The sequence below is a fragment of the Kocuria salsicia genome, assembly GCF_039532055.1.
Classification (GTDB): Bacteria; Actinomycetota; Actinomycetes; order Actinomycetales; family Micrococcaceae; genus Kocuria; species Kocuria salsicia.
Genome location: NZ_BAAARF010000008.1, coordinates 97,948 through 119,431, shown reverse-complemented (window position 1 = coordinate 119,431; position 21,484 = coordinate 97,948). Strand labels below are relative to the sequence as shown.

Below are 21,484 nucleotides of genomic sequence, written 5' to 3'. Positions count from 1 at the left end.
TGACACTAACGTGTTAGAGTCTCCATGACACTTACGGGGGATCCCCCCGGACTCCTCGGCGATGGGCGGCGGCCATGGGCACTGCGTGCACGAGCATCGCTGTGTCCACGGTGATCTTCACGGTGCGCCCCACCGGCCCGGACGGCAGCCACGAGTTGTGGTTGCCGCTGGTGCGCCGGGTCCGCGAGCCCTACCGCCAGATGTGGGCGCTGCCGGGTGGTCCACTGGGCCAGGACCAGGACCTCGAGACGGCGGCCGCGAGCTACCTGCACCTGACCACGGGACTCACCGCCGCGCACCTCGAGCAGATCGCCACCTTCGGGGGCCTCACCCGTTCCGAGGGTGCCGACGAGCGCGTGGTCACCGTGGTCTACTGGGCCGCCCTGCCCACGCACGACGCCGCGTCCGGTGACGGCGACCTCAACGTCACCTGGCTGCCGGCCACCGACCTCCCGCCGCTGGCCTTCGACCACTCGCTGATCGTCTCCCACGCCCTGGCGCGCCTGCGGGACCGGATCGCGGACCCCACCGTCGCCCGCTCCTTCCTGCCCGCCGCGTTCACCGTCGCCCAGCTGCGGGAGGTCCACGAGGCGATCCTCGGCCACAAGGTGGACCCCCCGAACTTCCGCCGCCACGTGCTGCGCTCGGGACGCCTGGAGGACACCGGCCAGCGCGTGGCCGGCACCCCGCACCGCCCGCCGGCCCTGTACCACTTCACCACCGAAGACGCACCCGAGTTCTTCCGATCCCGCTCCACCGAGGAGACACCATGACCTCCGTCGCCACCCGCCTGACCCTGCTGGCCTCCCGACCGGACGCCGCGACGTCATCACCGCAAGGTTCCTCGTGCAGCTCGGCGCTGGCCGAGCAGCCGTGGGACTTCCCCGCCCCGCTCGCGCAGGGCTACGGCCCCGGCGCCTCCCAGGATGACACCGTGCCGGCCGGATCCCCCGCGCAGCCCACCATCCCACAGCGCTATCGGGATGCCACCCCCGAGCAGCTGGACGCCATGATCCGCGCGGCGAAGCAGAGCCTCGGCGAGCGCGCGGTGGTGATGGGCCACTTCTACCAGCGGGACGAGATCGTGGCGCACGCGGACTTCATCGGGGACTCGTTCCAGCTCGCGCAGCAGGCGAAGGCCCATCCGGAGGCGGAAGCCATCGTGTTCTGCGGCGTGCACTTCATGGCGGAGACCGCGGACATCCTCTCCACCGCCGATCAGGCCGTGATCCTGCCCAACCCCGCCGCCGGCTGCTCCATGGCGGACATGGCGGACGAGGACTCGGTCGAGGAGTGCTGGGCGGACCTTGTGGATGCCCTCGGTCCGCATGCCACGGCCGAGGACGGCACCGTGCTCACGGACGAGCGCGGCGAGCCCCTCGCATCCGTCGTTCCCGTGACCTACATGAACTCCTCGGCGGCACTGAAGGCGTTCTGCGGACGCAACGGCGGGATCGTGTGCACGTCCTCGAACGCCGCCACGGTCCTGGAGTGGGCCTTCGCGCGCGGGCAGCGCGTGCTCTTCTTCCCGGACCAGCACCTGGGGCGCAACACCGCCAAGGCCATGGGCGTGCCGCTCACGCAGATGCCCCTGTGGAACCCCCGCAGGCCCCTGGGCGGCAACTCCCCCGAGCTGCTGCGGGATGCGCGCGTGATCCTGTGGCACGGCTTCTGCTCCGTGCACCGCCGCTTCACCGTGGCGCAGATCGACCAGGCGCGCGCCGAGCACCCCGGCTGCACCGTCGTCGTTCACCCGGAGTGCCCCATGGAGGTGGTGGACGCGGCGGACTCTGCCGGGTCCACGGACCACATCCGCAAGGCCGTGGCCGCAGCGGAGCCCGGGCAGACCTTCGCGATCGGCACCGAGATCAACATGGTCAACCGGCTGGCCGCCGAGTACCCCGAGCACACCATCTTCTGCCTGGACCCCGTGATCTGCCCGTGCTCCACGATGTACCGGATCCACCCGGGCTATCTCGCGTGGGTCCTGGAGGAGCTGGTCGAGGGTCGCGTGGTGAACCGGGTGAGCGTGCCGTCCGACGTGGCCGAGGACGCCTCCGTGGCCCTCGAACGGATGCTCACCGCGGTGCCGCGTGCGTGACGCGCCGCCGCCCATCCCCGGGCACGACGACGCCGCACCGCGCGTCCTCATCGTGGGTTCCGGTGCCGCGGGGCTCACCGCCGCGCTGCGTGCGGCGGCGGACGGCGCCCGGGTCACCGTGATCACGAAGTCCGCGGCCGCCCACACCGCCACGGACCGCGCCCAGGGCGGGATCGCCGCGATGACCCGGGACCTGCCCGGCGGCCAGCCGCGGGACACTGCTGAGCTGCACGTCCACGACACCCTCGCCGCGGGGGCGGGGTGCTGCGACGTGGAGGTGGTGCACGGCGTCGTCGCGGACTCCCCCGAGGCCGTCACCGCGCTCACCGGCGCAGGGGTCCGCTTCGACCGGGTGGCCGGGCCCGCTTCGGACTGGGTGCAGGGCCTGGAGGGCGCCCACAGCGTTCCCCGCATCCTGCACGCGGGAGGTGATGCCACCGGCCACGCGATCCAGGCGGCGCTGACCGCGCGGGTCACGGAGTCCGCCGCCCGAAAAAGCATCACCCTGTTGGAATACATACTGGCCACCGACCTGCGGCTGCGGGACGGTCGGATCACCGGCGTCACGGTGCGGCCCGTCGATGCCAACGGTCTCCTCGGGGAACCCTCTGACCTCCCCGCCGACCACGTGGTGCTCGCCACCGGTGGCGTGGGCCAACTGTACCCGTTCACCACGAATCCCGCGGTGGCCACCGGGGACGGCATCGCCCTCGGCCTGCGGGCCGGAGCGGAGGTGCGGGGGATGGAGTTCGTCCAGTTCCACCCCACCGCGCTGACCGCCCCGGGATCCTTCCTGATCTCCGAGGCCGTGCGGGGCGAGGGTGCCGTGCTGCGCAACCACCGGGGTGAGCGCTTCATGCTCCGCGCGGACCCGCGCGCCGAGCTTGCTCCCCGCGACGTCGTGGCCCGCGCCATCGCCGCCGAGCGCTCCGCCGAACCCGGGGCCGGGGTCTTCCTCGACTGCTCTGAGATCCCCGTGCCGGACGGCGAGGACCGGGCCAGTTTCCTGGCCCGGCGTTTCCCCACCATCGACGCCGCCCTGCGGGAGCACGGGATCGAGTGGTCCCGCGAGCTCGTGCCCGTGGGCCCTGCGGCCCACTACCTCATGGGCGGAATCGCCACGGACGCCTCTGGGCGCACGAGCGTCCCTGGACTGTGGGCGGCCGGAGAGTGCGCCGCCACGGGGCTGCACGGCGCCAACCGGCTGGCTTCCAACTCCCTGCTGGAGGCGGTGGTGTTCGGCCAGCGCGTTGGACGTCTCGTCGCACAGGACCCCGTCCCCTTGTGGCCGGTCGAGGTCAGCACGGCCTCGGCCCTGCACGACACCGACCCCGCGCATGTCCCCCACGGAATGCACGGGACGCTCGGCATTCCCTTCAGTCGTGCCGCCCTGCAGGCCACCCTGTGGCTCGGAGCGGGAGTGGTCCGCACCGGGGCCGAGCTGGCAAGAACCCAGCGACTGCTGGAGCAGTGGCTCGCGGCGCCGTCGTCAACGGCCGCAACGGGAGCGGCAGAGGCTGAGGCTGAGGCTGAGGCAACGGTAGGGGCGAAGGATTCCGGCGCCGCCGCTCGCCCCCGCGACGAACGCCCGGCCACACTGGCCGAGTACGAGGACCGCAACCTGTTGGCCGTGGCCCGAGAAGTGGTTCGTGCCTCACGGCTGCGCACCGAGTCCTGCGGCGCGCACCATCGGGCGGATCGCGCGGAAGCACACGACGCAACGCCCGGAGCCGCACCCGCATCGGCACTCGAGGACCACCACGAAAGGACAGCGCATGCTGCACCGCTCAGCCGTTGAGGCCGTGATCCGCGCCGGACTGGCGGAGGATGCCCCGTGGGGTGACCTCACCTCGGACCTCGCCCTTCCCGCGGAAGCGCACGCCACCGCCACCATGACCTCCCGCGAGAGCGGCGTGTTCGCCGGGGAGGAGGTGATCCGCACGGGCTTCGCCGTCGCCGATCCCGGGCTCACGGTCCAGCTGCACGTGGCGGATGGGGACGCCGTCGAACCCGGGACGGTGGTGGCCACGGTCTCCGGACCCGCCCGGCCCCTGCTGAGCGCCGAGCGCACCGTGCTGAACCTGGTGCAGCGCATGTCCGGGATCGCGACGACCACCGCGCGCTACGTCGCGGAGGTGGAGAAGTCGGTCGCCGAGGTCGAACGGGCCAACAAGCTCCCCGCCGGGACCATCACCCGGACCCGCGTGTGCGACACCCGCAAGACCACCCCGGGGCTGCGAGCTCTCGAGAAGCACGCCGTGACCTGCGGCGGCGGCCACAACCACCGCTTCGGGCTCTCGGACGCCGTGATGCTCAAGGACAACCACCTGGCCGTCCTCACGGCCAGCGGGGTCTCCCTGCCCCACGCCCTGCGGGAGCTCCGCCGGAAGATGCCCCACACGGCATGCATGGAGGTGGAGGTGGACCGCCTGGACCAGATCGAGGACGTCCTCACCGGGGGTGCGGACGTAGTCATGCTGGACAACTTCTCCCGCGCGGACCTTGTCAGCGGTGTGGCCATGATCGACGGCCGCGCCGCCGTGGAAGCCTCCGGCGGCATCACCCTGGAGACCATAGGGGAGGTGGCAGCCACCGGCGTGGACGTGATCTCCTTGGGCGCCCTCACCCACTCGGTACGCGCGCTGGACCTGGGACTGGACATCGCCACCGGCTGATCCCGCCCTCCCGTTCCGCTATGAAAGGCACCCCATGATCTACCTGGACCACGCGGCCACCGCCGCTCCCCGGCGGGAGGTCATCGAGGCCATGTGGCCGTGGCTGACCTCCGAGTTCGGCAACGCGTCCAGCCACCATGAACGCGGGCGCCGCGCCGCTGCGGCCCTGGAGGACGCCCGCGAGCGCGTGGCCGCCGTGCTGCGTGCCCGCCCCGGGGAGGTCGTCTTCACGTCAGGCGGCACGGAGGCGGACAACCTCGCGGTCAAGGGGATCGCCCTGGCCCGCCGCGAGCGCCGCGCATCGCGGACCCGGGTGGTCACGAGCGCCATCGAGCACCACGCCGTGCTGGACTCCGCCGCGGACCTCGCCCGCTACGACGGCTTCACCGCGCAGCAGGTCCCGGTGGATCCGAGCGGCACAGTCACCCCGGACGCCCTCCGGGCGGCCCTCAGCGGTGACGACGACGTCGCCGTGGCCTCCGTGATGCTCGCGAACAACGAGGTCGGATCGGTACAGGACGTGGCCACCCTGGCGGAGATGGCCGCGGAGTACAACGTCCCCCTCCACACCGACGCGGTCCAGGCTGCGGGGACGCTGCCCCTGGACGTGCGGGCCCTCGGGGTGAGCGCGCTGAGTCTCGCGGGGCACAAGATCGGGACGCCGCCCGGCATCGGGCTGCTGTGGCTCCGTCGCGGCACGCCGCTGCGCCCTCAGTTCAGCGGAGGGGGGCACGAGCGCGGCCGCCGTTCGGGAACATCCACCGTGGCCGGCGCGGTGGGCCTGGCCGTGGCCCTGGAACGCGCTGAGGCGGAGCGCGAGGACTACGTGCGCCGCGCCGTCGACCTCCGGGACAGGCTCATCGAGGGCATCCGCGGCCGCGTTCCGGGTGCCCTGCTCACGGGCCCGGATCCGAGAGGCGGTGGGAACAGGCTGGCCACGAACGCCAGCTTCTGCTTCCCCGGGGTCAACGGGGAGACGGTGCTCGTGGACCTGGAGAATCGGGGGGTGCTGGTCTCCTCCGGCTCCGCGTGCTCGGCGGGCTCCACGGAGCCGTCCCACGTGCTCACGGCCCTCGGACTCTCCCCAGAGGTCGCAGGCACGGCGGTGCGCTTCAGCCTGGGCAGGGACACGACGGAGCAGTCCGTGGGCACTGCCGTGCTCGCGACCGCAGAGGTGGTTGGCGCACTGCTGGACGGCGTCTGAACGACAGGCCGAGGACGACGTCGTCGGTCTCGCGGTTCTCCCGCCCCTACGCCTCCACCGGGTACGGCGGCTTCTCTCCGCGGGCCATGGCGACGGCGTTCTCCGCGGCCATCCGCGCCATCCCGGCGCGGGTGCCGGCCTCCGCCGAGCCCACGTGCGGTAGCAGAAACGCGTTGGGCAGCTCGAGCAGCTCGGGCTCCACGGCGGGCTCGTTCTCGAAGACGTCCAGGCCGGCCGCGAAGATCTCGTCCTCGCGCAGGGCGTGAGCCAGGGCCTTCTCGTCCACCACGGGCCCGCGGGCCGTGTTCACGAGCACCGCCGTGGACTTCATGCGGCGCAGCACCTCCGCATCCACCAGGTGGGTGGTCTCCTCGGTGAGCGGCACGTGCAGGGACAGGAAGTCGCTCGTCTCCACGAGCTCGTCCCACGGCACCTGGGTCACCCTTCCGGCCAGGTCCCCGAGCTCATCCCGGGGGACCTCGCGGTCGTGCGGCGGGCGCTGCGTGAACACCACGCGCATCCCAAAGCCGAGCGCCCTGTGGGCCACAGCCTTGCCGATCCGCCCCATCCCGGCGATTCCGAGGGTGGCGCCCGTGACGTCCTGGCCCACGAGCAGGTTCGGTTGCAGACCCGTGAATCGCCCCTCCCGCAGGTACGCGGACCCCTCGTGCGCCCGCCGGGCAGCGCCCAGGAGCAGCAGCATGGCCACGTTCGCGGTGGCGTCGTTGAGCACGTCCGGGGTGTTGCCCACCGCGATTCCGTGCTCGGCTGCGGCGGGCACGTCCACGTTGTTGTAGCCCACCGCGTAGTTGGCGATCCCCCTGATCCGGGCATCGGCGAGCAGCTGGGCGTCGAAGCGGTCGGAGACCTGCGCCAGCACGACGTCGTAGTCCCCGCTCGTGACCGCCGCTGCCAGTTCTTGGGCGCTCATGCCCTGCCGCACGTCCACCTCACCGGCCTCGCGCAGGATGCTCGGACCGGGCTCGGGGATCTCCTGGGTCACCAGAAAACGGGGCGTGCTCATGGACCAACTCCTCGGGGCGTGGGGCGCGGGCGACACCGCGCGGCAGCAGGGGGCTCGGCAGGCAACCAACCGCAAAGGGACGGCGCGGCACACAGGCGGGCACGGCGGCGGCGTCGTTGTCGTTGTTGTTATCGTGGGTGACTGTGAAGCACGAAACCCCGCGCGGCGCGGGCCGAGCGGGGTTTCGCGGGACGTGGGCGCCGCGGAGCAGCGCGTCACGGGTGGATCAGATGATGGACTTGCCCCCGGCGCGAGCCTTCCCGAAGCGCTCGGCGACATCCGCCCAGTTCACGATGTTCCAGAACGCCTTGACGTAGTCCGCCTTCACGTTCTGGTAGTCGAGGTAGAAGGCGTGCTCCCACATGTCGAGCTGCAGCAGCGGGATGGTGGCCACGGGGACACCGTTCTGCTGGTCGTACATCTGCTCGATGACGAGGTTCCCGGCGATCGGCTCGTAGGCCAGGATGGCCCAGCCGGAACCCTGAATGGTGGTGGCAACGGCCGTGAACTGGTCACGGAAGTTGTCGAACGAGCCGAAGAACTCGTCGATCGCCGCGGCGAGCTCGCCGGTGGGCTTGTCGCCGCCGTCCGGGGACATGTTCTTCCAGAAGATGGAGTGGTTGACGTGGCCACCCAGGTTGAACTGGAGGTCCTTGGAGAGCTTCGCCGCACCGGCGGCGTCACCGTTGGCGCGGGCCTCCTCCATCTTCTCGAGCGCGGTGTTCGCACCGGTCACGTACGTGTTGTGGTGCTTGTCGTGGTGCAGCTGCATGATCTGCGCCGAGATGTGCGGCTCGAGCGCTGCATAGTCGTACGGAAGATCGGGGAGAGTGAACTTTTCAGCCACGGTAAATCATCCTTTCTGGGGATTCGTGATGCCTCAACTGTCCGTCCGGCACCGGAGAGGGGTCAAGGACGTTCAGCCACCAGCGTACGTCCGTGACGGACCGCCCTACGCTGGGGTCATGTCCCGCACGCACAGCACGTCCGCCACACCCGTTCCCTCTGTCTCCTCCGTGACAGACGTTCTTCCCGCCACCCCCGCACACGCCCCGGGAATCGTGGCGCTGAGGGACGAGCTGGCCCGGTGGATGCAGACCCGCGGCATCGACCAGTGGCGGGAGGGCGAGTTCACCCCCGCGCAGGTTGAACAGGAGATCGCCGCGGGACAGTGGTGGGTGGTGGAGCCCGAGAGTCGTCCCGGCGAGGTGCTCGGCAGCGTGCGCGTGATCTGGGAGGACCTGGAGATCTGGGGCGAGCAGCCCGAACCCGCCGGGTACATCCACGGCGTGGCGGTGGACCGCAGCCTCACCGGCACCGGCACGGGCACACGCCTGCTGCATGCGGCTGAGACCGTGATCGCGGCGTCGGGCCGGCGCATCTCGCGCCTGGACTGCGACGACAACAACCCCGCGCTCAAGCGCTTCTACTCCGGCCTCGGGTACACCCCGCGCGGCACCGCCACGTTCCACGTGCCCGGCCCGGACTTCTGGGTCACGGTCCAGCGCATGGAACGCCCGCTGCCCTGAGCCTCTCGGCTCGTGTCCTCAGACGCTCTGCGCCCGACGACGCCCGCTCGGCTTCCTGTGCGCCGCGCGGCCACGCCCCACGCACCCGCCCTGCGCCGCCGGCGGCGTGGCCGCAGCACCGCCGGCCCTTCCGAGGAGGGCGGGCGTGGGTGTCTGCGCATGCGAGAGCAGGTCCTTCCGCATCCGCTCCAGACCACGGGTCACGGCGCGCCTGGCCAGCATCTGGGACCACGGCGACTTCCACCACAGGGAACCCCGCAGCCGGAAGTCACCCTCGAAGATCACGTGGACACCGCCGTCGGCCTCTGTCCACGTGATCTCCACGGTGGCGTCGGTCGGACCCTTGGTGGTGCGCAGCATGAGCGACTCCCCGGGTACGCGGTCCGCCACGATCATGATGAACTCGTAGCGCAGCGGCCCGACGGCCGCGGTGAACTCCAGTGCCGCCCCCACGTTCAGGGGCTCGTCGATGCTCGTTGGCCACTCGTAGTGGACATCGAACCACCTGCCCAGTGCGGCTGGCCGGCTGAGTGCCTCGTCCACGACGTCGCCCTCCACGGGGACGTCCTGCTCGGCCAGCATGGTGAATCCGTGCGCGTCCTTCTCCAGGCGCGTGATGTGTGCAGACATGTTTCCCCCTTGGTGCGTGCGCCTCCCCACGCCGCTCGTCCCACCGAGCAGCGACACACGCTTGTGACAGTGCGCCTGGATGACCAGGCACTTCCAGTCTGATGCAAACTTGTGGACACGTCACCCTCTGCGGGGTCATATGACGCGTGCACAGGGGTGGATAAAAGTTGTCCACAGGGGTGGAAAAAGCTGTGGGTTTTTCGAACAGGTTTTCGACGTCCTGAGCCACCCTGCCGCATCCCAGGGATGCACCCCGCTCTCACCAGGGGAGATACCAGATAAACGTATGGACAGCGGATCGAATCCCACTCGTGTGACTTATCCACGCTGTGGACAAATCATGTGGATAACCGGCGTTGTCCACCCATCTGCGGAGACCTACCCCCTTTTGGGGGGACAGGGGTGGAGGGGCGTTTCCGGACCGGTTCCTAGACCGCGGGGAGCACTCGCAGCCACCGGAAGCCATGGGCCTCCAGGAGGATCCCGGCGCGCAGGTCCACCCGTTCGTCGTCGCCCAGGGACGTGGCCGTGGGCAGGAACCCGCTCAGCGTCTCGCCCGTGACGAACTGGGACCAGTCGCTCACGTTGGCCAGGCACAGCACCACGCTGTGCCCACCGGGGCGCTGGTAGCCCAGCACGTGGTCGTTGTGCGTGTCGAACGGGATCAGGGTGGTGCCGTCGAACTCCGGGGTGCTGCGACGGACCGTGATCATCCCCCGGATCCCGCCGAAGATCCGCCCCTGGACGGAGAAGAGGTCGTGACGGCGCTCGTAGTCCGCCTCCGAGTACAGGGGTCGGTGCACCCACCGGGCATCGTGCGCATTGTCCGGGTTCTCCTGCCAGTGGGCGTCGTTGAGCTGGCCCACCTCGTCCCCCAGGTAGATCAGCGGCAGGCCACCCGTGCTCATGGCCAGGGAGTAGGCCAGCAAAATCCGGTCCACCGCTGGGCCAGGCTCGGTCTCCAGGCCCAGCAGGGACGCCGTGGTCCCGCAGATGCGGCAGTCGCCGGTGCGGGGGTTGTCCTGGAAGGCGACGCCGTGGGCGAAGCTGCCCGGGTGGCGGCCGGTGTAGAAGGCGTTGAGGAAGCGGCGGTGGTCGTGGCCGGCGATCCCCAGCCGCGCGGCGTCCTCGTCCGAGAAGGTCCAGCCGATGTCGTCGTGGCTGCGCACGTAGTTCACCCAGGCGGTGCCCTCCGGAGTGGCGTGGCGCTCCGCGAGCGCTGCTGAGAGCATCCGCACGTCCCGCGTGGCCAGGGCATCCCAGGTGAGCGCCATCTGCAGCGGGTTGTAGGACAGGGCGCACTGGTCCGGCTGGATGTAGCGGATGACCTCGTCCGGGTGCACGATGGCCTCGGACTTGAACTCCACCGCGGGCGCGGCCAGTGCCATGACGACGTTGAACGCGCGCAGCAGGTCGTGCACCTGGGGCTGCGACTCGCAGGAGGTGCCCAGATGCTTCCAGATGAAGGCGACGGCATCCAGGCGCAGCACCTGGGCGCCGTGGTTGGCCAGGAAGAGCATCTCCGCGGCCATCGCGTGGAAGACGTGGGGGTTGGAGTAGTTCAGGTCCCACTGGAAACGGTGGAACGTGGTCCACACCCAGCGGGGATCCGGGTGCAGCGGGCTCAGCGTGCGACCCACCTCGGTACTGTCCACACGGGTGAACACCCCCGGGTGGTCGTCCGGGAAGATCTCGCGCGCGGTGATCTCGAACTCGTCCGGCATGGTGCGGTCCGGGTAGATCCAGTAGAAGCGCTCGTAGAACGGGTCCCCCGCGGCGGCAGCCCGGGCCCATGCGTGCTCGTTGGACGTGTGGTTGAAGACGAAGTCCAGCACCAGCGCGATCCCCTGCGCCCGCAGCAGGGCGGCGAACTCTGCGAGCTCCGCCATGGTCCCCAGTGCGGGGTCCACGTGCCGGTAGGAGGAGACCGCGTACCCGCCGTCCGAGTTGCCTTCCGGGGCCTCGTAGAGGGGCATCAGGTGCAGGTAGGTGAGCCCGAGCTCCCTGAAGTACGGGATCCGCTCCCGCAGCCCGGCAAGGTCCCCGCCGAAGCGGTCCACGTAGCAGACCCCGCCCACGGCGTCCCGGGAGGTGAACCACGGCTGGGCGTCCTCGCGGCGCCGGTCGAGATCCTTGAGGTCCCGAGGGCGGGCCACGAACGCCTCCCACGCGGTCAGCACTGCCTGGGCCACGGTGTCCCAGAACCCCGGCCCCGAGCCGTAGACGGCGTAGAGGGAAGTGACCAAGCGGTGCACGTGGGTGGTGAGGCGGCCCGTGAACACGGCGCGGTCCTCGGGGTCCACCCGGGTGTCCCGCAGAAGGTGCTCCCTGACGAACTGGAGCACCTGCTCCTGACCGTCGAGGCCCTGGGGGATCGAGTTCTCATGCTGCATGTGGAGGCCTCCTCGGTTGGCACGCATCACGACCGTGGGGAGTCATGGTGCCCGGGATCCCCCTTGATGCCGGGCTCTGTCCGACCGCCACCGCGCGGCGGCGGACGATCCCGTCAAGCATAGACACGCGCAGTGCGGTGACCTGGAGGTGACCGCCAGATGACCCGGGCGGCACCGGGCGTTAACCCCACAGGTTGTGCACAGAGTTATCCACAGGTGTGGAAACCACGGCGTGTCCCCGGTGCCCCCACCGGGGGAAACACCAGTGTCACCGCAGGTCAGAGGCCGGTGGGGAAAATCCTCACCGTATGTGGACAACCCTGTGCAGAACTCCTCCCACCAGGTCCGCGCCGTCCACGTACCCGGTGGTACGTGAACGGCGCGAGAAGGGAGGACGGGTCAGGAGGCCTTGTCGTACCCGTGGTCGCCCAGCCACTGCTTGGCGGCGTCCGCGGGGTTCTGCTGCTCGTCCCCGCTGACCTTGCGGTTGAGGTCGATGAGGTCCTCCGTGGTCAGCTTGGACGAGAACTCGTTGAGCGCGTCCACCGCCTTCTGCGGCAGCCGGTCCGGGGCGGTGAGCGGTAGCACCTGCTGGGCAATGAAGTTGTCCTTGGGGTCCTCCAGCACCACGAGCTTCTGGTCCTTGATGGCCGGGGTGGTGGTGAAGATGTCCGCCACCTGGGCGTCGCCCTTGGTCAGTGCCTGGACGGTGAGCGGCCCGCCGCCGTCGTTGATGGGCTGGAAGGACTTGAAGGAGCAGTCGTACTTCTTCTTGAGCCCGCTCGTACCGTAGGCGCGCTCCTGGAACTCCGGGGGCCCCGCCATGACCAGCTCCCCGCACACCGAGGAGAGGTCCTCGATGCTCTTCAGGCCGTACTTGTCCGCGGTGGCCTGCGTGATCACGAGGGCGTCCTTGTCCTCGGCCGTCGAGGCGTCCAGCACGGAGAGCTTCTGGTCCTCGAGCGCTGCCGGCAGCGCCTTCACGATGTCCTCGGCGGAGGCGGCCGTGGCGTTCTTGTCCGCGAAGAGCAGCAGGTTGCCGGAGTAGTCCGGGACAACGTCCACGGAGCCGTCCTTGACCGCTCCCACGTAGGCCTCGCGGGCCCCGATGCCCGGCTTGGTCTCCACGGAGACCCCGGCGTCCCGCAGCACGCCGGCGTAGAGCTCCGCCACGATCTGAGACTCCGGGAAGTCGGCCGAACCCACGGTGACGGTGTCGGAGGAGCCGCTCGCGGCGTCGTCGCCCCCGCCCAGGGGGTCCGAGCCGCCGCACGCGGTGAGGGCGAGCAGTGCCGTGGAGGCCACGGCGACCCATGCTGCGGGGCGCCAGGTTGCGTGGCGGGTGGAGGTGGGGGTGGTCATGGTCGATCTCCTGCCGTTGCGAGACCCGGTGACGTCACCAGGCGTTGTACGAGGGCGAGCACTGCGTCCGCGGCCAGTGCGAGCACGGCCACGAGCACCACGGACCCGAGCATGCGCGCGTAGTCGCGCACCGCGAGCCCGTCGATCAGGTAGCGGCCGAGGCCGCCCAGGTTGATGTACGCCACGATGGTCACCGTGGCCAGCACCTGCAGCGCGGCGTTGCGGATCCCGCCCAGGATTACGGGCAGCGCCACGGGAATCTCGACGCGCGTGAGGACCTGGCGCTCCGTCATCCCCATGGACCGGGCCGCGTCCACGAGCGCTGGCGAGACCGCCGCGATCCCCGAGTACGTCCCCGAGAGGATGGGCGGCACGGCCAGCAGCACCAGCGCGAGGATCGGCGGCAGCAGCCCCAGGCCCATGAGCAGCGTGAACAGGGTCAGCAGGCCCAGCGTGGGCAGAGCGCGCAGGGCACCTGCCAGACCCACGACCACGCCGCCCCCGCGGCGGGTGTGCCCCACCCACAGGCCCAGCGGCACGGCCACGGCCAGCGCGATCACCATGGTCAGCGCGCTGTAGCCCACGTGCTCGAGCAGGCGCTGGGGGATGCCGGAGGGCCCACTCCAGCTGGCGGGGTCCGTAAGGAACTGTGCGGCGTCGGCAACGAGACTCATGCGCGGGCACCCCCGGACTCCACGGCGGCCAGGGCTCCGGTCGCATCACGCGCGCCGCCCGCAGTGCGGCCGGGGCCGCGGGTGTCACGACGACGCCGCCCGCCGGCCTCCCGCGCGCCCGTTCCCGGGCGCTGCCAGCGGGTGAGCACCTGTCCCAGCAGTCGCAGCAGCTGGTCCAGCACCACGGCGATCAGCACGGTGGCCACGATGCCCACGAGGATCTCGGCGACGATCGAGCGGCGCAGCCCGTCCGTGAACAGGGTGCCCAGCGACTGGATGCCGATCACCGCGCCCACCGAGACCATGGAGATGTTCGAGACGGTGGCCACCCGCAGGCCGGCGACCATCACGGGCACCGCCAGGGGCAGCTCCACCCCGAAGAAGCGCCGCACGGGCCGGTATCCCAGGGCCGTGGCGGCCTGCAGGACGTCCCGGTCCAGGGACTCGAAGGCGTCCACGCACGAGCGCACGAGGATGGCGACCACGTACAGGGTCAGCGCCACGATCACGTTGACCACCGAGGTCATCCTGGTCCCCAGCAGTAGCGGCAACACCACGAAGAGAGTGAGCGAGGGAATCGTGTAGAGCAACGAGGAGCCCGTGACGAGCAGCGGGCGCAGCCAGCGACTGCCCGCCGCCAGCCGCGCCAGGGGCACGCTGATCAGCAGTCCCAGCACCACGGGCAGCACGGACTGCACGAGGTGCGCCCCGGAGAGGGTCAGGACTGTATGCCAGTTGTTCGTCAGCCAGTTCACGAGTGCTCCGGGCGGTCGTAGCGCGCCGAGCGCTGCGCCTCGATGGCGCGCATGATGTCCCCACCGGGCACCACTCCGGCCACGGAACCGTCCCCGTTGACGGCCACAGCCTGCCCTGAGGGCGAGGAGAGAGCGGCGTCGAGCGCGGTGCGCAGTGACCCGCCGTCGTGCCACAGCGTGCCACCCACGCGCAGCTGGTCGCTGGGAGCGGGCTCTCCAGAGGCTGAGACCGGCAACCAGCCCAGGGGATGACGGCGCTCGTCCACCACCAGCAGCCAGTCCGGTTCCGGGGCGGCGGCGGACTGCCAGGGGGCCGCCCGACCGGCCGCCGCGCCGTCGTCGCACATGCCTGGCCCCAGCAGGGTGCGTTCTCCCGTGCCGGAGACGATCGCCGCCACGGGCTGCAGGGCCACGGTGGCGCTGTCGAAGCCCAGGGAGCGGAAGCCGCGGTCACGGCCGATGAAGTCCGCCACGAAGTCGTCCGCCGGGGCGCGCAGCAGCTCCTCCGGGGTCGTGTACTGGGCCAGTCGACCGCCGCGCGCGAAGACCGCCACGCGGTTGCCCAGCAGGACGGCCTCGTCGATGTCGTGGGTGACGAAGACGATGGTGCGGTGCAGCCGCTTCTGCAGGTCCAGCAGCTCCCGCTGCAGGTCCTGGCGCACCACCGGGTCCACGGCCGAGAACGGCTCGTCCATGAGGAGGATCGGGGGGTCTGCGGCGAGCGCCCGGGCCACGCCCACGCGTTGCTGCTGACCGCCGGAGAGCTGGGCCGGGTAGCGGGTGGCGAGGGACTCGTCCAGGCCCACGGAGGCGAGCAGCTGGCGGGCGTCCGCGCGGGCGGTGCGCTTGGAAACACCGTTCAGGCGCGGCACGGTGGCGATGTTGTCCTCGACCGTCCGGTGCGGCAGCAGACCGGACTGCTGCATCACGTAGCCCATGGAGCGCCGCAGCTTGGCGGCGGGGATGCTCGAGACGTCCTGACCGTTGATCTCCACCGTGCCGGACGTGGGTTCCACCATGCGGTTGAGCATGCGCAGGGAGGTGGTCTTGCCGCAACCGGAGGGGCCCACGAAGACCGTGAGGGAGCCCGCCGGGATGTCCAGGTCCAGGTGGTCCACGGCCGTGGTGCCGTCCGGGTAGACCTTGCTGACTCCGCGGTACAGGATGGCCATGTCGGTCATGCGTCCGAGTCCCTTCGTTGGCGTGGGAATATTCTAGCCGTCCGCAACTATCAGTGAGCGCGCTTTCTTTCGTCGCGTGACGGGCCCTCGTCCGGGGACGCACCGTGCGGATCCCGCTCGGCTGCCTCCGGTGCCGCCAGGAACTCCGCCGGGATGTCCTCCGCCCCCGCCACGTCCCACAGCAGCTCAGGGTCGATGGGGACGCCCCGCCGCAGCACGCTCAGCCCGCCGCCGGACTCGTGCACCACGCACGCGACCTCGGACACTGAGCGCACCCCCGCCCTGCGCAGGGCGCCGTTGAGCTCCGAGCGGGTGATGTGGGCCCGCCGCAGGGCCTTCGGATCCACCCTGTCACCGGCCATGAGCACGCGCGCTGGCGCGTTGAGCACTCTCCGCCAGCGGTCCCGGGCCCCCAGGCTTCCGAAGACCACCTCCAGCAGGAACAGGGTGCTCAGGCCCACGACGCCGCTCGCGAACGTGGGCGGGTGGCCCAGAATCACGCGCCCCGCCACGGCGCCCAGCATCACCGTGATCACCACGTCGAACGTGGACATGGCCGAGAGCACCCGCTGGCCGAGCAGCCGCACGAAGACCAGGAAGACCAGGTAGATGCCCACCGCGGAGAGCACCACGGCCAGGGCGTGCGGCGCGCTGATGCCCAGCTCGGACCACAGCTCCTCCCACCCGCTCACGCGTGACCTTCCGCTCCGCGGTCGGCGGCCCGCCCCGCTTCCGTCCGCTCCGGCCCCCACCCCGTGGGATCGCCTCCGTCCTCCCGCTCACCCCGGGCATCGAGATGCCCGCACGCGTCGCAGGACCCGGCCGACGGCGTCGTCACCGATGGCGTCTCGTGGGGAGCGAACTGCGTCTCGTGCAGCTCCGCGTACCGCCCGCCGCGAGCCAGCAGCTCCGCATGGGTTCCGCGCTCCACGATCCGCCCGGCCTCGATCACCAGGATCTGGTCCGCCCGGCGGATGGTGGACAGGCGGTGGGCGATCACCACGGCGGTGCGCCCGTTCATGGCCTCGTCCAGGGCGGCCTGCACGTGCGCCTCGTTGGTGGAGTCGAGGGCGGAGGTGGCCTCGTCCAGGATCACCACGCGCGGGTGGGCGATCAGCAGCCGGGCGATGGTCAGGCGTTGCCGCTCACCACCCGAGAGCCGGTAGCCGCGCTCGCCCACCACGGTGTCCAGCCCGTCCGGCAGGGACTCGATCACGTGCCGCAGGCGGGAGCGCTCCAGGGCGTCCCACAGCTCGGCGTCCGTGACGCCCTCCCGCGCCACGCCCAGGTTCGCGCGGATGGTGTCGTGGAAGAGGTGACCGTCCTGCATGACCATGCCCACCGTGTGGCGCAGGGACTCGAACGTGGTCTCGCGCACGTCCTGGCCGCCGATGCGCACGGCGCCGGAGTCGACGTCGTACAGCCGCGCCACGAGCTGCGCGATCGTGGACTTGCCCGCACCGGAGGAGCCCACCAGCGCCACCGTGTGTCCGGGCTCGGCCCGGAAGTCGACGTCGTGCAGCACCTGTTCCCCGCCCCGGGAGTCCAGCACCGCCACGTCCTCCAGGGACGCGAGGGAGACCTGCTCCGCCGAGGGGTAGGCGAAGTCCACGTGCTCGAACTCCACGGCCACCGGCCCCTCCGGCAGGGCCCGGGCGGTGGGGCTCTCGAGGATCAGGGGCTTGATGTCCAGCACCTCGAAGACGCGCTCGAAGCTCACCACCGCGCTCATGATGTCCATGTGGGCGTTGGCGAGCATGGTCAGGGGCGTGTAGAGCCGTGTGAGGAGCATGCCCAGTGCCACCACGGACCCGGCGTCCAGGTGGCCGAGCAGCGCCTGTGTGCCGCCCACCCCGTAGACCAGGGCGAGGGCCAGCGCGGAGACCAGGGTCAGGGCCGTGACGAACGTGGTCTGGAGCATCGTGGCGCGGATGCCGACGCCGCGGACGTCCGCCGCCCGGGCGGCGAACTCCCGGGACTCCTGGACCGGGTCCCCGTAGAGCTTGACCAGGGTGGCGCCGCCGGCGGAGAAGCGCTCCGTCATGCGCGTGGACATCTGCGCGTTGTACTGCGCGGAGCGGTGCTGCAGTGCGGCCAGCCTGCCGCCCATGGCGCGCGCCGGGATCAGGAAGATGGGGAGCAGCAGCAGGGACAGTGCCGTGACCTGCCACGAGATGGTGGCCATCACGCCCACGGTCAGCAGCAGGGAGACCAGGTTGGAGACCACCCCGGAGAGCGTTCCCGCGAAGGCCCGCTGCGCACCGATCACGTCCGTGTTCAGGCGCGAGACCAGGGCGCCCGTGCGGGTGCGCGTGAAGAACGCCAGGGGCATGGTCTGGACGTGGTCGTAGACCGCCGTGCGCAGGTCGTAGATCAGCCCCTCGCCGATCCGCGAGGACTGCCAGCGGCTCAGCAGGGAGAGCCCCGCGTCCACCACGGCCACCGCCGCGATGGCGACGGCGAGCCAGACCACCACCGCGACGTCGTGCCCGCCGGTGATCGCGTTGACCACGCGCCCGGCCAGCACCGGGGTGATCACGCCCAGCACGGCGAGGACCACGGAGACCAGGACGAACGCGAGGATCGCCCTGCCGTGCGGCCGGCCGAAGTCCACGATCCGCCGGACGGTGTCCCGGCTGATCTTCCGCCCCTTGTTCTCCTGGCCCTTCATAGTCCGCCACATGGCCATGTGGGCGCTCTGCATACTCACGCCCGTCACTGTAGACCCGGCGTCAGACCCTCACAGGGGCGGACACCGGGGTCGGTGCGTCAGACGGGGTAGTCCACCCCCAGGGCGGCCTTGGCACTGGAGCCGCAGTTCAGCGCCCTGCCGATCTCCCGCAGCTGGCCCACTTGCTCGTCGCTGAGGCGGTCGAAGACGATCTCACGGACGTGGCGAACGTGGGCCGGTGCGGCCTCCTCCACGCGCCGCAGCCCGGCGGGGGTGATCTCCGCGATCACCACGCGGCGGTCGTCCTGGCGGCCCTCACGAGTGACCAGTCCGTCCTTCTCCATTCGCGCGACGATGCGCGAGAGCCGCGACTGCGAGGTGTTGGTGGCGGTGGCCAGGGCGGACATCTTGTGCCGGTGGTCCGGAGCCTCGCTCAACATGGCCAGCACAAGGTATTCCGCCAGGGACATGTCTTCCTCGGAGCGCAGCTGCCCCTCGACGGCGCCCGGCAGCCTGAACATGATGGACACGAGCGCGAGCCAGGCCTCCCGCTCCTCGGATGACAGCCAGTTCGTCTCACTCATGCCCAACAGTGTAGTGAGCATATATTTACGCGGCAAATGTTTCCGCCCCTGGGCGAACACCGCCCCGAGCGCCGCGCCTCAGCCGCCGATGGTGCGCGGCCGTCCGGCGAGCGCCACGAAGACCCCCTGCGCCACCGCGATCCCCGCGAGCAGCAGCAGCGGCAGAGTCCACGAGCCGGTCGCGTCCTTGACCAGACCGATCACCACCGGACCGAGCGCCGCGAGCACGTAGCCCAGGCTCTGTGCCATGGAGGACAGTCCCGCCGCCTGGTGGTAGTCGACGGTGCGCAGCCCGAACAGGGCCATTGCCAGCACGATCGCCCCGCCCGTGCAGAAGCCCGCGCACAGAGCCCAGAGCAGGGACAGCCCGGGCAGGAGCAGCATTCCCAGCACCCCCACCAGCCCTGCGCCCGCGAGCACGATCCCCAGTCCTGACTGGGCCCGCAGCCGGGGGATCACGAACGCGGAGAACAAGGTGCCCACCAGCCCGCACTCCTGGAAGGCGAAGTGGAACCAGCCGGCCTGCACCGCACTCGCCCCGTTGGCAATCTGGATGGCTGGCAGCCACGTGATCATCGTGTAGTAGATGGTGGACTGCAGCCCCATGAACAGGCTCACCTGCCACGCGAGCGGTGAACGCAGGGGCAGCCGGGCGCGTTCGGGGCGGGCCACGGGTGCGGAGGGCGACGCCGCGGCGTCGGGACCGGATGCGTGTGCGGTCGCCGTCGGGGTCGCCGCACGGACGGAAGCGGTGCCCAGGATCCAGGGGAGCAGGGTGGCCACGCCGATCACCGCGAGGCCCGCCCAGATGCCCAGGGCGAAGCGCCACCCGGAGGGCACCACGCCGGCGATGGGCACCACCAGTCCGGAGGCGAGGGCTGCGGCCAGCGCCGTGACGGACTGGTAGAGACCGGTCATGGGGCCGATGCGCTGCGGCCAGTCGCGCTTGATGAGGGACGGGATGAGCACGTTGAGGACGGCGATCGCGGCGCCGAGCAGCAGTGTCCCCACCCAGATCAGTCCGGGCCCGGAGATGGAGCGCAGCACGATGCCCACGGCCAGGACGGCGAGCGCGCTGCCCAGGGTGCGTTCGAGTCCGCACCTCTCCGCGAGCCGAGGTGCGAAAGGGGAAACCGCGGCGAACGCCACGAGCGGCAGGCTCACGAGCAGGGACGCCTGGAACGCGCTGAGCCCCACCTGCTCCTCGATCTGCGGCAGCACAGGCCCCACCGCGGTGATGCCCGCCCGGAGGTTGGCGCCCAGCAGGAGCACCCCCAGCAGCAGCAGTCCGGCTCGGGGGCCCCTCCCGACCGTTGAGGGAGGCGTGCTGGCACGGACAGCGGTCACCGGTCAACCACCTTTCGACGACGTCCTGCCACCATAATGGGGCCATGGACTCCCTCGACATCTGGCCCGCGCCCGTGACCTCCGACGACCGCGGGTTCGACGCCGCGGTGCAGCGTCAGCTGGGCAGGAAGCCCGCCGCAGCCCCGGCGGAGGAGCGGGCGGTCGGCTCCCCCGAGGTGGCCGGGCCCGGTTTCCAGGACGCCTCGGCTCCGCAGGACTCCGCCGGCGCTAGTGACGCCGCCGCCGTTCCCGCCCGGGACCCCGCGGGCACCGGGGAGCGCACCGCCGCGGGCCGGCCCACCCTGCGCGAGAAGCTCACGGCCTCCCTGCTGCTCGTGATCCCCCTGATCTCCGCGCTCGTGGTGGTGCTCAGCGCCCTGCGCTTCGCGGACGCCCACAACGGGTGGTGGCTGGGCCTCATCGCGGTGGTGCTCGTGCTGGCCGCGCTGTCCTGGGTGTCCGTGCTGCGGCGCAGTTTCGCCAGGGCCCAGCGCCACCTGTCCGTACGACTGCCGGGCGTCGTCGGCCACGGTGTGGGCATCGTGCGCGAGCTGGACGTGGAGTCCCCCTTCGACGAGAACGGCGTCTCGGACACCGTGACCGCCCACCTCACCCTGCGCGTGAACCCCACGCAGGGCCCGGCGTTCACCGCCGTGCTGGACGCGGTCTACGCACTGGCTGACGCCGAGAAGCTCACCGTGGGATCGCACGGGCCGGTGCGCTACCTGCGCTCGGATCCGGAGCACACCGTGAGCATCGAGACCCGGCTGGACGAGCAGCGGGTCCAGCAGATCTACCGCGCGGCGGCCATGAACTGACCAGCCCCTTATTCCCTACGAGGCCCCGCAGCGGAGCTCTCGGCACGCGTCGGCGTCGTCGTCCGGTGGTTGCTGCTCAGCCGATGGAGGACTCGCGGGGCGAACGCGCCCGGTCTCCCACGGGCTTCCGCGCCCCGGAACCGCGTTCCTCCGAACGACGTCCCTCCGCGGGACGCAGCGGGGAGGAGCCCACCCGGCGAGAACCGGCGGCGGGAACGACGTCGTGCTGCTCGGTGTCCGCCTCCGGCTCCTCGACCACGCGCGTCCCGGTGCCCCGGGCACGGGAGGGGGCCTCGTTGATCGCCGTGATGCTCACGGCCATCACGTTGAGCGCGACGCCCAGGATGGTGAGGAGCCAGGCGAGCGCGGCCACCGAGGCCACGGCGAACACCAGGCCGAGCACGATGAGCACGAGGGACGTGAGATAAGCGGGGGTCTTGGCACGTCGGAAGTTGAACTTCATGTCCCCTATTTGATCATGTTTCCCCCGGCGCCCCGCGCTGGATCCGGCCCCGGCCAGGGACTTCACCGAGAAC

The 21,484-nt window shown here is 70.9% G+C and carries 20 protein-coding genes; 7 read left to right on the top strand and 13 right to left on the bottom strand.

Annotation, left to right across the window (positions count from 1 at the left end):
- Positions 1 to 74: 74 nt before the first annotated feature.
- Genes ABD264_RS07685 through ABD264_RS07665 form a run of 5 tightly spaced genes read left to right on the top strand, consistent with a single transcriptional unit; the run spans position 75 to position 5,980 of the window.
- Complete coding sequence (locus ABD264_RS07685; protein WP_144941482.1) at positions 75 to 773, top strand: NUDIX hydrolase; 699 nt, start codon at positions 75 to 77, stop codon at positions 771 to 773.
- Positions 770 to 2,101 carry a quinolinate synthase NadA gene (gene nadA, locus ABD264_RS07680; protein ID WP_344205300.1) on the top strand — a complete coding sequence of 444 codons (1,332 nt, stop codon included), beginning with the start codon at positions 770 to 772 and terminating at the stop codon, positions 2,099 to 2,101. The genes ABD264_RS07685 and nadA overlap by 4 nt, the downstream gene beginning before the upstream one ends.
- Positions 2,094 to 3,899, top strand: a complete 1,806-nt coding sequence (gene nadB / locus ABD264_RS07675; protein ID WP_344205299.1) for an L-aspartate oxidase — start codon at positions 2,094 to 2,096, stop codon at positions 3,897 to 3,899. The genes nadA and nadB overlap by 8 nt, the downstream gene beginning before the upstream one ends.
- Positions 3,877 to 4,776, top strand: coding sequence for a carboxylating nicotinate-nucleotide diphosphorylase (nadC, locus tag ABD264_RS07670; protein ID WP_344205298.1), 900 nt, complete (start codon positions 3,877 to 3,879; stop codon positions 4,774 to 4,776). The genes nadB and nadC overlap by 23 nt, the downstream gene beginning before the upstream one ends.
- A gap of 34 nt (positions 4,777 to 4,810) precedes the next feature.
- A complete protein-coding gene (locus tag ABD264_RS07665) occupies positions 4,811 to 5,980 on the top strand; it encodes a cysteine desulfurase family protein (RefSeq protein WP_344205296.1) in 1,170 nt (389 codons plus the stop codon).
- 46 nt (positions 5,981 to 6,026) lie between these two features.
- Here the strand turns inward: ABD264_RS07665 and ABD264_RS07660 are convergent, their stop codons facing one another.
- Both ABD264_RS07660 and ABD264_RS07655 read right to left on the bottom strand, forming a co-directional pair.
- Positions 6,027 to 7,004, bottom strand: a complete 978-nt coding sequence (locus ABD264_RS07660) for a 2-hydroxyacid dehydrogenase (protein ID WP_344205294.1) — start codon at positions 7,002 to 7,004, stop codon at positions 6,027 to 6,029.
- A 226-nt stretch (positions 7,005 to 7,230) separates the two neighbouring features.
- Positions 7,231 to 7,851, bottom strand: coding sequence for a superoxide dismutase (locus ABD264_RS07655; RefSeq protein ID WP_144941490.1), 621 nt, complete (start codon positions 7,849 to 7,851; stop codon positions 7,231 to 7,233).
- 118 nt (positions 7,852 to 7,969) lie between these two features.
- On the opposite strand from ABD264_RS07655, the gene ABD264_RS07650 reads away from it, so the two are divergent.
- Positions 7,970 to 8,533: a GNAT family N-acetyltransferase gene (locus ABD264_RS07650; protein ID WP_260983291.1), complete on the top strand. Its 564-nt coding sequence runs from the start codon at positions 7,970 to 7,972 to the stop codon at positions 8,531 to 8,533.
- Between the two features lie 18 nt (positions 8,534 to 8,551).
- On the opposite strand, the gene ABD264_RS07645 is transcribed toward ABD264_RS07650, so the two are convergent.
- The 10 genes from ABD264_RS07645 to ABD264_RS07600 form a co-directional block, all read right to left on the bottom strand.
- The gene (locus ABD264_RS07645; protein WP_055083285.1) at positions 8,552 to 9,163 is read right to left on the bottom strand and encodes an SRPBCC family protein; all 612 of its coding nucleotides are present in this window, start codon (positions 9,161 to 9,163) and stop codon (positions 8,552 to 8,554) included.
- Between the two features lie 428 nt (positions 9,164 to 9,591).
- Positions 9,592 to 11,556, bottom strand: a complete 1,965-nt coding sequence (locus ABD264_RS07640) for an alpha-amylase family protein (protein WP_344205291.1) — start codon at positions 11,554 to 11,556, stop codon at positions 9,592 to 9,594.
- 399 nt (positions 11,557 to 11,955) lie between these two features.
- A complete protein-coding gene (locus tag ABD264_RS07635) occupies positions 11,956 to 12,918 on the bottom strand; it encodes an ABC transporter substrate-binding protein (RefSeq protein WP_055083281.1) in 963 nt (320 codons plus the stop codon).
- On the bottom strand, positions 12,915 to 13,592 hold the full coding sequence (locus ABD264_RS07630) for an ABC transporter permease (protein ID WP_144941496.1): 678 nt from the start codon (positions 13,590 to 13,592) through the stop codon (positions 12,915 to 12,917). Before ABD264_RS07630 ends, ABD264_RS07635 begins: the two co-directional genes overlap by 4 nt.
- On the bottom strand, positions 13,589 to 14,347 hold the full coding sequence (locus tag ABD264_RS07625) for an ABC transporter permease (protein WP_344205288.1): 759 nt from the start codon (positions 14,345 to 14,347) through the stop codon (positions 13,589 to 13,591). Before ABD264_RS07625 ends, ABD264_RS07630 begins: the two co-directional genes overlap by 4 nt.
- Positions 14,344 to 15,528 carry an ABC transporter ATP-binding protein gene (locus tag ABD264_RS07620; RefSeq protein ID WP_344205286.1) on the bottom strand — a complete coding sequence of 395 codons (1,185 nt, stop codon included), beginning with the start codon at positions 15,526 to 15,528 and terminating at the stop codon, positions 14,344 to 14,346. The genes ABD264_RS07625 and ABD264_RS07620 overlap by 4 nt, the downstream gene beginning before the upstream one ends.
- Before the next feature lie 50 nt (positions 15,529 to 15,578).
- The gene (locus ABD264_RS07615; RefSeq protein WP_126874192.1) at positions 15,579 to 16,220 is read right to left on the bottom strand and encodes a DUF421 domain-containing protein; all 642 of its coding nucleotides are present in this window, start codon (positions 16,218 to 16,220) and stop codon (positions 15,579 to 15,581) included.
- Positions 16,217 to 18,238: an ABC transporter ATP-binding protein gene (locus ABD264_RS07610; RefSeq protein WP_414672754.1), complete on the bottom strand. Its 2,022-nt coding sequence runs from the start codon at positions 18,236 to 18,238 to the stop codon at positions 16,217 to 16,219. Before ABD264_RS07610 ends, ABD264_RS07615 begins: the two co-directional genes overlap by 4 nt.
- A gap of 59 nt (positions 18,239 to 18,297) precedes the next feature.
- Positions 18,298 to 18,783, bottom strand: a complete 486-nt coding sequence (locus ABD264_RS07605) for a MarR family winged helix-turn-helix transcriptional regulator (RefSeq protein ID WP_144941502.1) — start codon at positions 18,781 to 18,783, stop codon at positions 18,298 to 18,300.
- Between the two features lie 78 nt (positions 18,784 to 18,861).
- On the bottom strand, positions 18,862 to 20,130 hold the full coding sequence (locus ABD264_RS07600; RefSeq protein WP_344205282.1) for an MFS transporter: 1,269 nt from the start codon (positions 20,128 to 20,130) through the stop codon (positions 18,862 to 18,864).
- A gap of 44 nt (positions 20,131 to 20,174) precedes the next feature.
- Here ABD264_RS07600 and ABD264_RS07595 point away from each other — a divergent pair, with 44 nt between their 5' ends.
- A complete protein-coding gene (locus tag ABD264_RS07595) occupies positions 20,175 to 20,948 on the top strand; it encodes a hypothetical protein (protein ID WP_344205280.1) in 774 nt (257 codons plus the stop codon).
- A 76-nt stretch (positions 20,949 to 21,024) separates the two neighbouring features.
- On the opposite strand, the gene ABD264_RS07590 is transcribed toward ABD264_RS07595, so the two are convergent.
- Positions 21,025 to 21,411, bottom strand: a complete 387-nt coding sequence (locus tag ABD264_RS07590; protein WP_144941507.1) for a hypothetical protein — start codon at positions 21,409 to 21,411, stop codon at positions 21,025 to 21,027.
- Positions 21,412 to 21,484 lie beyond the last annotated feature (73 nt).